Raw genomic sequence first — 10,557 nt, 5'->3', positions numbered from 1 at the left:
CTTCCGGCCCATCCCACCCACTGGGACGGACCGGAAGTGACCCCGCGTTGCTGTTTGCGGACGCCGTCCCGGCAGGCCGCCGTGGCCGTTAACGCAGGAAACCCCGCCCACCGGAGTGGACGGGGTTTCCCGGAGCCGAACGGAAACGCGAGGTTCCCGGCCGGTGCCAGAAGCAGCGAGTTACTTGAGGGTAACGCGAGCGCCGGCTTCTTCGAGCTGTGCAACAGCCTTCTCGGCAGCTTCCTTGGTGACACCTTCGAGAACAGCCTTCGGAGCGCTGTCAACCAGGTCCTTGGCTTCCTTGAGACCCAGGGAAGTGATCGCGCGAACTTCCTTGATGACTGCAATCTTCTTGTCGCCCGGGTGCTCCAGGACGACGTCGAATGCGGTCTTCTCTTCTTCTTCTGCAGCAGCGCCGGCAGCGGGGCCAGCAACAGCAACAGCAGCAGCGGTAACTTCGAAGGTCTCTTCGAAGAGCTTAACGAACTCAGAGAGCTCGATGATGGTCAGTTCCTTGAAAGCTTCAATGAGCTCTTCGTTGGTGAGCTTCGCCATGGTGTGGCGTCCTTCCTATAGTGGTGCTCGGCAGCCCGGGGGCTCGCCTTCACACCGGAGTCTGGTTTTAGAGAGTTAGTTCTCTTCGGGGGCTGCAGCGTCGGCCGGAGCCTCAGCGGCGGCGTCAGCCGGAGCTTCAGCGGGAGCTTCTTCAGCGGCGGGCGCTTCGGCTTCTGCCGGTGCACCGTTCTCTTCTTCAAGCTTGAGGCGCAGCGCGTCGATGATGCGCGCAGCGGCGGCAGCAGGAGCCTTGAGGATGCCTGCAACCTTGGCGAGCTGCAGCTCGCGGGACTCGAGTGCTGCCAGGGCAGCAACTTCGCTGGCGTTCAGTGCCTTGCCCTCGAAGTAACCGGTCTTGATAACCAGCTGCTTGTTGGTCTTGGCAAAATCCGTCAGGCTCTTGGCAGCGGCAACTGCGTCACCCTTGATGAACGCGATTGCAGTGGGGCCGGCGAGCTGACCGTCGAATGCTTCGACACCAGCTTCCTTGGCTGCAATGGCGGTCAGGGTGTTCTTGACGACCGAGAACTTGGTGTCCTGGCCGAGAGAGACACGCAGCTGCTTGAGCTGTGCAACGGTGAGCCCACGGTATTCGGTCAGGACAGCGGCGTTCGATTCCTTGAAATCGTTAGTGATCTCAGCTACTGCTGAAACCTTGCTAGGCGTTGCCATAACCCTCCTTCCGGGGATAGTGCCGGCGTTTCCCGGTCCCCGCTCAAAAGAGCTAAAAACTAAAAACGCCCCGCGCAGATGCACGGGGCTTGTCTCGACGCGGTCCATGACCGCGGAGCTTTGCTTCGTTCACCTGCGCCGGCCGCCCTCTGTTCAGGGTCCTTCGTCTGGAGATCCACTGGCTCTCCCGGCGCGACTGCAGAAGTGAGTCTTGCTTGGGAGAGTGGATTTCCAACAACCGACGGTCTTTGGTCCCCCCAGCTTACGCGAGACGGGGCGTGTGCTCCAAATCGGCGGCCGGCACGCAGGTCAGCTGACGCTCGGGCCGAAGTCAGGGAGCTCCTTTTGCCAGATGCCCGTCACCCCCGCCGTGGTGAACCCCAGCTGCTGGTTGACCTTCAGCAGGTAGCGGTTCTCCGGGGCGTTCCACGTGTATAGGACCCGGGCATCCGGGAACTGCTCAGCGAGCCGCTCCATGTTCGCGACCTTGATCAGCAGGCCAAGCTTGTTGCCGCGGTGCTCCCGAAGGACCATTGTGTCGTCCTGGAACACGACGTCGGGGCGCAGCGCAAGCACGCTGATGGTGGTCAGTCCAACGAGCTCACCGCTGGCGATGTGTTCGACGGCGGTGACCACCGTCCGGCGGCCCTGCGCGATGGCGACTTCTTCCGCCGCACGGAGGATGCCGCCGTCGAACACCATGACTGTGTCGTCGACGCCCGGCACGCCGTCTTCGCCGGCGCTGTTTTCCAGCGCGGCGACGGCTTCAAGCCACTGGTCCGGGCACCGGTCGGTCCAGTGGTGCAGGCGGTAACGGCCGCCGTTGGCCTCCTCGGCTTCGGTTTCCAGCTCCTCGACCAGTTCGCTGTCGAGGGGAAGCGTGCAGGCACTGAATTGTTCGATGTGCTGCAGGGTGTAGCCGGTGTGCCGGGCGAACTCCACCTCCCGGCTGTTCAGCGGGACGAAGCCAAGGCCCGTGCCGGGCACCAGCTGATCCGCCGAGTTGTCACCGAGTGAGGCACTCGGATGGTTCGTGTCGATCAGGATCGTGTGGCGGCCCTCGTCACGGGCGAAGTGCTCTGCGGCTTCGAGCAGCTGCCGCCCCACGCCCTGGCCTTGGAACTCCGGCAGGATGTCGAGGGCGAATTCAGCCAGGTCGAGGTTATCCGCGAGGGGCAGCGCGATGTCAACGGTCCCGACAATCTCGCCGTTGACCTTGGCGACGAGGATGACCTGGCGCTCGTACGGGTCTGCCATCTCCAGGAGTTTTTCCTGGGGCGCGTAGGCGAGGTCATCGCTTCCCCAGGTCTGCATGCGCACCTTGCGTCCCACTTCGACGGCGGCAATGAAGTCTGCGGCGTCCTGCCCGTCCAGCGAATCGGGGATCCATAGCTGTTCAATCCGTACGTCGTTTGCCATAGAGGGCATCATCCCAGCCATTCTGCCGTCCACCACTGGTGCCGGAAGCCCGGCAGCAGCCGGGCTTTCACCCGTCAGCATATGCCGGTTTCGGTTGCCTTTCCATGCGTTATGGCGTGACCACACGCTGCCATTCGCCGTCCCAGCCGGCCGGCCGGAATCCGAGGGCGATGTTGATGGCGAGCATGTGGTCGTTTTCCGCGGCGTTGAAGGTAATCACGCGTTCCACGGCCGGGTATTCTGCCAGCAGGCGGCGGAGGTTGCGGATCTTGACGAGCATGCCCAGGCGGTGCCCGCGGTGGCTGGCGGCGACGAGCGTGTCGTCCTGGTCGGCCAGCCACGGCTTCGACGGCGTCAGTTGCAGCACCGTATAGGCTGCCAGTTCGCCGCTGCCCCGGTGCCGGGCGGCTGCCACGAAGGACTCCAGGCCGGCCCGCCGCCAAGTGTCCTCGACGTTGCGGAGCCGTGCCACATCCCACTCCTCCGGGTCGTACCTCAGGTCCCCGCTCGGCGCGTCAGTGCTCATCCGGGACATCAGCACGGCGAGCTGCACGGCATACTCGTCCGGGCACCGCCCAGTCCACGACACAATCTCGTACTCCCCGCCGGCCGTGGCCAGGGCCTCCCGCTCCAGGGCGTCCCACGATGCTGCCCGCGCGGGAACATCCAGGGCGCTGAAGCGCGAAACCTGTTCCAGGCGGTACCCGGCCTTAAGGGCGAAGCGTACGCCCCGCGCGTCAGCCGGAACCGCGCCAGTTCCGGTGGCCGGGCTGACGGTTGCCTCCGTGTCCCCCGGGTCAAAGCCTGCGGGATGCTCCGTGTAGCTCTGCAGAATGGTGCGGCCCGCCGCGGCTGCCAGCTCTTCCGCGTGGAGCAGCAGGGCCCGGCCGATTCCCCGGCCGCTGAACTCTTCCAGGACATCGACGTGGACCAACGCGCTGCGGAGGTTGTCCTGGAGCTCGCAGCGGACCCACGACCGGGCAGCCATCCGGCCATCCAGGCGCACGAAGAAGAGCTGGATCTTCCGGTAGTCGTTGTCCCGCCAGAACTGCAGCCGGGCCTCGGGCGGGGTTGAGCGGTCGAGGTTTCCCCAGGTCTGGAGCGTCAGTGCGTCACACAAGCCGCCGACGTCGAGGAAGTCCCCCGCGTCCGGGGAGTCGAGGGCGGCAGGGAGCACAAGGGGTTCTATGCGGTACGTCTCTGCAGTCACCGGGCCAGCCTAACCGGCGCCCGGAACGCGGAAAAGACCGCCCCGCGGATGCGGGACGGTCTTTTCCGTGGAGCCTGGTGAGGACTAGACCTCGGTCAGGACCTTGGTGACGTTGGGGTCAACCGAGATGCCCGGGCCAAACGTGGTGGCGACGGTAGCCTTCTGGATGTAGCGGCCCTTGGAAGCGGACGGCTTGAGGCGGAGGACCTCTTCCAGTGCGGCTGCGTAGTTCTCGGCCAGCTTGATGACGTCGAAGGAAACCTTGCCGATGATGAAGTGCAGGTTCGAGTGCTTGTCGACGCGGAAGTCGATCTTGCCACCCTTGATGTCGTTGACGGCCTTGGCGACGTCAGCGGTCACGGTGCCGGTCTTCGGGTTCGGCATCAGGTTACGCGGACCCAGGACCTTACCGAGGCGGCCAACCTTGCCCATGAGGTCAGGGGTGGCAACGGCGGCGTCGAAGTCGGTCCAGCCGGCTGCGATCTTTTCGATCAGGTCATCGGAACCAACGAAGTCGGCGCCGGCAGCGATTGCTGCCTCGGCCTTATCGCCCGTTGCGAACACGAGGACGCGGGCAACCTTACCGGTGCCGTGCGGCAGGTTAACGGTGCCGCGGACCATCTGGTCAGCCTTACGCGGGTCTACACCCAGGCGGAAAGCGACCTCAACGGTGGCGTCGAACTTGGACGGGTTGGTGTCCTTGGCCAGCGTCACTGCCTCGAACGGCGCGTAGAACTTCTCCGCGTCGATCTTGGCTGCGGCTGCCTCATATGCTTTGCTGCGCTTTGCCATGCTGCTTATTTCTCCTTGTGCAGTTGTGGTCTGCGGACCGCGCTGGGCCCTGCCACAGTCGGGGCTCCGGATGGTAGTTCCGGACTTCCGACATTTCAATGTTTAGGTGGTGCCGGTCGCCCGGCGGTGCTGCCCGGCGTCGTGGTCGGTTGCCCGGACCCGACGCCGCATCAGCGGAAGGGAATTAACCCTCGACGGTGATACCCATGGAACGGGCGGTGCCGGCGATGATCTTCGCGGCGCCTTCCAGGCTGGTGGCGTTGAGGTCTTCCATCTTGGTGGTGGCGATCTCGTTGACCTGGGCCTGGGTCAGCTTCGCAACCTTGACGGTGTGCGGGGTAGCCGAACCCTTGGCGACGCCTGCAGCCTTTTTGATGAGCTCTGCAGCCGGCGGGGTCTTGGTGATGAACGTGAATGAACGGTCCTCGTAGACCGTGATTTCAACCGGAATAACGTTGCCGCGCTGGGCTTCCGTCGCAGCGTTGTACGCCTTGCAGAATTCCATGATGTTGACACCGTGCTGGCCAAGCGCAGGACCGATTGGCGGGGCCGGGTTAGCGGCACCTGCCTGGATCTGCAGCTTGATGAGGCCGGTGACCTTCTTCTTGGGAGCCAATGTAGGGTCCTTCTCTCAATTACTTCCTGGGACACAGGAGCGTGCCTCAGGTTGGTGGCCGCCATGGCGAGGCGGCCGGCCGCCCCTGGCTGCTAAAGCGGGCAGTCCGGGGCGAATTCTGGGGGGATAACTAGATCTTGCTGACCTGGTTGAACGACAGCGTGACCGGGGTCTCGCGCTCGAAGATGGAGACCAGGACCACGAGGGTCTGGGAGTCCACCTTGATTTCGGAGATCGTGGCCGGAAGGGTCTCGAAGGGGCCTTCCTTGACGATGACCGACTCGCCGACCTCGAAGTCGACGTCGATCTGCGCGGCAGCGTGCTTGACCGGCTTGCCCTTCTCGGCCTGCTCTTCTTCGAAGACCGGGGCGAGCATGGAGAAGACCTCGTCGAGGCGCAGCGGGACCGGGTTGTGGGCGTTGCCCACGAAGCCGGTGACGCCGGGCGTGTGGCGGACGGCGCCCCAGGAGGCGTCCGTCAGGTCCATGCGGACCAGGACGTAACCGGGGATGCGGACGCGGTTGATGACCTTGCGCTGAGCATTCTTGATCTCAACGACTTCCTCCATCGGAACCTGGATTTCGAAGATGTAATCTTCCATGTCCAGGGTCTGGATGCGGGTTTCAAGGTTGGCCTTGACGCGGTTTTCGTAGCCGGCGTAGGAGTGGATGACGTACCAGTCACCCTCCTGGCGGCGCAGCTTGGCCTTGAATTCGTCGGCCGGATCAACCTCCGCGGCGGCAGCGGCCGCGGCCAGCGCGTCGCCTGATTCGTCGTCTGCTTCTTCGCCGGCGTCGGCGGTTTCGTCGTCGTCCGCGTCAGCAGACTCTTCAACGGGGGCTTCCGGAGCTTCTGCCGTGTCGGCAGCCTCGTCAGCGGCGTCGGATTCGGGCGCAGCAGACGCAGCCTCGGACTCTTCCCCGGCTTCCACCGCGGCGTCCTGGCTCTTATCCAGCTCAGTCTCAGTTACCTCGAGCTCCTGCTCAGACACTTGGTCTCCTGCTTCCTCATTGCCTAACATGCCTATTTAAATGACTCAATTCCGCACACTCCGAGGAGCCTCCGGAACTCCGGTGGCAATCCACGCAGTCTGCGGACCGGTCGCCTTAGCGGTCCGTGGGCGCAACGCCGCCGAAGACCCAGGCCACTCCGGTCCCGAAGGCCAGATCCAGCAGGGTGACGATGAGCATCATGATGACCACGAACACCAGCACCACGAGCGTGTAATTGATCAGTTCCTTGCGGGTCGGTGCAACGACCTTCTTCAGTTCGCCGATTACCTGGCGGATGAAGAGCGCAATTCGAGCGAAGAAACCTGCCTTGGGGGCATTCTTGGCGGGGCGGCCACTGGAGCTGCTTGCAGCCGTTTCGGTCACCTGGTCCTCACTCATCCTCGCAATGTCGGATACCCGGCTCTGAACTGAACCATGGTTGCTGCGCTTGCTCCGGAGAAACCGGAACAGCTTGCGCAGGGCAGACAGGACTCGAACCTGCAACCTGCGGTTTTGGAGACCGCTGCGCTACCAATTGCGCCACTACCCTATGGATCGAAAACCGTTTTCGGGCCCTTCCCCAGACTTTCCTGAGGCGCAGACCATCATCGTGTTTTCAACACCGGAGAACCAGTCTACGCAACAACTGCGCCTACGTCGAACCGGCCTCACCGGACCCTCCACCTCCCACGAGAACAGCTGGGAAAAACATGCGGTAAACCAGACGCGAAATTCACCTGACTCAGTTGCAGTCACATTTCCACGCGGGCGCCCCGGACGGTCCGGTGAACAGCATAGAGTAGGTTTCGTCGAATCCCACAAACAGCCACCGAAGCTGTAAGCGAAGAATGGACCCGCGATGCCTGCCGCCCGCATTTCACAGCGTATTTCCGCCATAGCCGAATCCGCCACGTTGGCTGTTGATGCCAAGGCGAAGGCGCTGAAGGCGGCCGGCCGCCCCGTGATCGGCTTTGGTGCCGGCGAGCCGGACTTCCCGACTCCCGGTTACATCGTGCAGGCAGCCATTGAAGCGGCCGGCCAGCCCAAGTACCACCGCTATTCCCCGGCCGGCGGCCTGCCGGAGCTGAAGCAGGCCATCGCGGACAAGACGTTCCGGGATTCCGGCTACAAGGCCGAGGCGTCGCAGGTGCTGGTCACCAACGGCGGCAAGCAGGCCGTGTACAACACCTTCGCCACGTTGCTCGATCCGGGCGACGAGGTCATCGTCCCCACGCCGTTCTGGACCACCTACCCTGAGGCCATTCGGCTCGCGGGTGGCGTTCCGGTCGAGGTTTTTGCCGGACCGGAGCAGGAGTACCTGGTCACGGTGGAGCAGCTCGAGGCCGCGCTCACGGACCGCACCAAGATCCTGCTCTTCGTCTCCCCCTCCAACCCCACCGGTGCCGTGTACTCGCCCGAGCAGGTCAGGGAGATCGGCCAGTGGGCCGCGTCCAAGGGCCTGTGGGTGGTTACGGATGAGATCTATGAGCACCTGACCTACGATGGCGTTCCCTTCACCTCGATCGCCACGGCCGTCCCGGAGCTGGGCGACAAGGTGGTCATCCTCAACGGCGTTGCGAAGACCTATGCCATGACCGGCTGGCGCGTGGGCTGGATGATCGGCCCGGCCGACGTCATCAAGGCCGCCACCAACCTGCAGTCGCACGCGACGTCCAACGTCTCCAACATCCCGCAGGTGGCCGCCCTCGCCGCAGTGTCCGGCCCGCTGACCGCCGTCGACGAGATGAAGCTTGCCTTCGACCGCCGCCGCAAAGCCATCGTTGCCGGGCTGAACGCCATCGAGGGTGTTGAATGCCCGACGCCGAAGGGCGCCTTCTATGTCTACGCGGACGTCCGCGCCCTGCTCGGCAAGGAGTTCCCGTCCGCGAACGGACCCGTCCGGCCGGCGACGTCGGCGGAGCTGGCCGCCCTGATCCTGGACGAAGTCGAAGTGGCGGTGGTTCCGGGCGAGGCTTTCGGCCCCTCCGGCTACCTGCGCCTTTCCTACGCCCTCGGCGACGAGGACCTGGCGACCGGCGTTGCCCGCCTGCAGGACTTCCTCGGCAAGGCGAAATAACGCGACTACTCCCGATGCGCTGTCACTTATGGTCCCTAAACCTGCCTCAAAGGGACTGTAAGTGATAGCGCATCCTTAGTCAGAGGAGCCGGCGTTCGGCGGCCCAGCGGGTGAGCTCGTGCCGGCTGGAGAGCTGGAGCTTGCGCAGCACCGCCGAGACGTGGGTTTCCACTGTCTTGATCGAGATGAACAGCTCTTTGGCGACTTCCTTGTAGCTGTACCCGCGTGCGATCAGCCGCATCACCTCGAGCTCGCGGGCGGACAACCGGTCCAGTTCGTCGTCGGCGATGTCCGCCGGGGCGGTGCCGAAGGCATCCAGGACAAAGCCCGCCAGCCGGGGCGAAAAGACGGCATCCCCGCCCGCGACCCGGCGGACGGCGTCGGAGATCTCCGCACCCGAAATGGTTTTGGTGACATAACCGCGCGCCCCGGCCCGGATCACCGAGACGACGTCCTCGGCCGCGTCCGAGACGCTCAGGGCCAGGAACCGGGTGCTGCCGAACAAAGGCGCACAGCCGGCCAGCACTTCGCGCCCGCCGCCGCCGAGTCCGCCCGGCAGGTGGACATCGAGAAGCACGACGTCGGGACGCACCGCGGCGATCACGGCAACGGCTTCTTCCACCGTGCCGGCCTCGCCGGCCACAACGATGCTCGGGTCCAGGTCGGCCTTCAAACCGGACCGGAAGATGGCATGATCGTCCACGATCACCACCCGGATCCCCTGCGCCGGGCTCCCTGCTTCGGTTGTGCTCACAGTCTGGCCTCTCCATTGCTGTTGTTGGTGGCGGCGCCGGCGGATGCTCCCGTTGGCAGGGGAAGCCGGAGCCGCACCTCGGTGCCGTCCTGGCTGCTGGTGATGACGGCGGTGCCGCCGTGGCGGTTCATCCGGCCGACAATCGATTCCCGTACCCCCAGCCGGTCGGCCGGGACGGCGTCCGGGTCGAAGCCTGGCCCGCGGTCCTTCACGAAGACCTCCGCCGCGCCGTCCGTGACTTCCAGGTACACCGAGACGGCACCGCCCCCGTGCCGGGCCGCGTTCAGCATGGCCTCACGGGCGGCCTGGACGAGTGCCTCGTGCCGTTCGGACATGGCGCAGTCGCCCACGGTGACCACCTCGACCGCGTGGCCCAGGGAGTCCTCCACTTCAGCCGCAGCGGCATTGATGCCCTCGGAGAGCTGCCCGGCTTCCTTACCCGCATCCCGGTACAGCCAGCCCCTCAGTTCGCGCTCCTGGGCGCGGGCAAGGCGGACGACGTCGGTCTCGTTGCCGGCGCGCCGCTGGATCAGCGCCAGCGTCTGCAGCACGGAGTCGTGGAGATGGGCGGCGATCTCGGCCCGTTCCGTCGCACGGACCCGACCGGCGCGCTCCGCCTCCAGGTCGCGCCAGAACTTCAGCCCCCATGGCAAGAGGACCAGTGCCACACCGCCGAGCACCGCCACCGAGGACAGCAGGGCCAGCCACGTCTGTTCCCAGGACCCGGAGCCGGACACCATGACGAGGACCCCGGCCACCACCAGCGCCAGCCCGGCCGCAAGCCGTGCCCAGCCGCCGGCCTGGTCCGCCTTGGTTTTGTCCACGAGGCCAGCCCGGCGCGTCTCATCCAGCTGCATCCAGGCGATGGCTGCGCCGCCCAGGATGGCAGCAACCGGAATGAGGGTCCCGAGTGGAACATCAACGCCGAGCAGCCGCGCGATCAGGATGCCGGCGGCCAGCAGCAGACCCGCCCCGAGCAGAATCTCCTTGCCGTAGCGCATCCCGGTGACCCGGCTCCGCAACGAGTCGGCGGGAGCGGTGCCCGCCGGTGCGGGTGCCGCCCCCGCGGCCGCCGGGACGGCACCCGCTGGGGACACGGCCGCCGTCGAAGGGCGGGGGTAGGGGGCCGCGTAAGGTGCGCTCACTGCCGGGGCAATGGGCGACGCCGGCTGCCGGGCATTGCGTTTGGCGCTTTCGTCCGCGGTGGGAACCATGATCCAGAGCCAGGCGTAGAACGCGACGCCGGCGCCGCCCGCGAGCGCTGCCACCACCATGCCGATGCGGACCATCCGCAGCGGCCAGCCCAGGTGACGGGCGAGACCGGCGCAGACGCCGGCAATCATCCGGTCGCTGCCGCGGACCAGCGGCGGGCGGGAAACGGCGGTTGTCATGAGTCAATCCAAGCACGGATCAGGGTTCCCCGGACCCGATTCCTGCCCTAACCGGGGGTGTCTCAGGGACAGTTCAGGG

At 65.4% G+C, this 10,557-nt stretch carries 11 protein-coding genes and 1 tRNA gene; 1 reads left to right on the top strand and 11 read right to left on the bottom strand.

Going from position 1 to position 10,557, the window contains the following annotated elements; all coding sequences use genetic code 11:
* Positions 1-180: 180 nt before the first annotated feature.
* The 9 genes from rplL to AB4Y67_RS16540 all read right to left on the bottom strand — a co-directional run bounded on the left by rplL (position 181) and on the right by AB4Y67_RS16540 (position 6,806).
* Complete coding sequence (gene rplL / locus AB4Y67_RS16580) at positions 181-555, bottom strand: 50S ribosomal protein L7/L12 (protein WP_224047278.1); 375 nt, start codon at positions 553-555, stop codon at positions 181-183.
* Between the two features lie 75 nt (positions 556-630).
* On the bottom strand, positions 631-1,227 hold the full coding sequence (gene rplJ / locus AB4Y67_RS16575) for a 50S ribosomal protein L10 (RefSeq protein ID WP_441406853.1): 597 nt from the start codon (positions 1,225-1,227) through the stop codon (positions 631-633).
* Between the two features lie 309 nt (positions 1,228-1,536).
* Positions 1,537-2,646: a GNAT family N-acetyltransferase gene (locus AB4Y67_RS16570; protein ID WP_441406852.1), complete on the bottom strand. Its 1,110-nt coding sequence runs from the start codon at positions 2,644-2,646 to the stop codon at positions 1,537-1,539.
* A gap of 109 nt (positions 2,647-2,755) precedes the next feature.
* Positions 2,756-3,856 carry a GNAT family N-acetyltransferase gene (locus tag AB4Y67_RS16565; protein WP_441406851.1) on the bottom strand — a complete coding sequence of 367 codons (1,101 nt, stop codon included), beginning with the start codon at positions 3,854-3,856 and terminating at the stop codon, positions 2,756-2,758.
* An 84-nt stretch (positions 3,857-3,940) separates the two neighbouring features.
* Positions 3,941-4,648, bottom strand: coding sequence for a 50S ribosomal protein L1 (gene rplA, locus AB4Y67_RS16560; protein ID WP_441406850.1), 708 nt, complete (start codon positions 4,646-4,648; stop codon positions 3,941-3,943).
* 184 nt (positions 4,649-4,832) lie between these two features.
* Positions 4,833-5,264 (bottom strand): 50S ribosomal protein L11, encoded by a 432-nt coding sequence (gene rplK / locus AB4Y67_RS16555; RefSeq protein ID WP_018773647.1) that lies wholly within the window; start codon positions 5,262-5,264, stop codon positions 4,833-4,835.
* A gap of 130 nt (positions 5,265-5,394) precedes the next feature.
* Entirely contained in the window at positions 5,395-6,255 is an 861-nt protein-coding gene (gene nusG / locus AB4Y67_RS16550) for a transcription termination/antitermination protein NusG (RefSeq protein WP_441406849.1), read from the bottom strand.
* A 115-nt stretch (positions 6,256-6,370) separates the two neighbouring features.
* Positions 6,371-6,655: a preprotein translocase subunit SecE gene (gene secE, locus AB4Y67_RS16545; protein ID WP_441406848.1), complete on the bottom strand. Its 285-nt coding sequence runs from the start codon at positions 6,653-6,655 to the stop codon at positions 6,371-6,373.
* Positions 6,656-6,733: 78 nt separating this feature from the next.
* Positions 6,734-6,806 (bottom strand) — tRNA-Trp (locus AB4Y67_RS16540).
* A 309-nt stretch (positions 6,807-7,115) separates the two neighbouring features.
* Between AB4Y67_RS16540 and AB4Y67_RS16535 the strand changes: the two genes are divergently transcribed.
* A complete protein-coding gene (locus tag AB4Y67_RS16535; protein WP_441406847.1) occupies positions 7,116-8,333 on the top strand; it encodes a pyridoxal phosphate-dependent aminotransferase in 1,218 nt (405 codons plus the stop codon).
* A gap of 79 nt (positions 8,334-8,412) precedes the next feature.
* Here AB4Y67_RS16535 and AB4Y67_RS16530 read toward each other — a convergent pair whose 3' ends face one another.
* Positions 8,413-9,087, bottom strand: coding sequence for a LuxR C-terminal-related transcriptional regulator (locus AB4Y67_RS16530; RefSeq protein ID WP_441406846.1), 675 nt, complete (start codon positions 9,085-9,087; stop codon positions 8,413-8,415).
* On the bottom strand, positions 9,084-10,478 hold the full coding sequence (locus tag AB4Y67_RS16525; protein ID WP_441406845.1) for an ATP-binding protein: 1,395 nt from the start codon (positions 10,476-10,478) through the stop codon (positions 9,084-9,086). The genes AB4Y67_RS16530 and AB4Y67_RS16525 overlap by 4 nt, the downstream gene beginning before the upstream one ends.
* Positions 10,479-10,557: the final 79 nt, after the last annotated feature.

Origin of the sequence: Arthrobacter sp. YAF17, from assembly GCF_052113365.1 — a bacterium.
GTDB lineage: Bacteria > Actinomycetota > Actinomycetes > Actinomycetales > Micrococcaceae > Arthrobacter.
The sequence above is the reverse complement of the archived record's forward strand: the minus strand, read 5'-3'. Positions and strand labels throughout refer to the sequence as shown.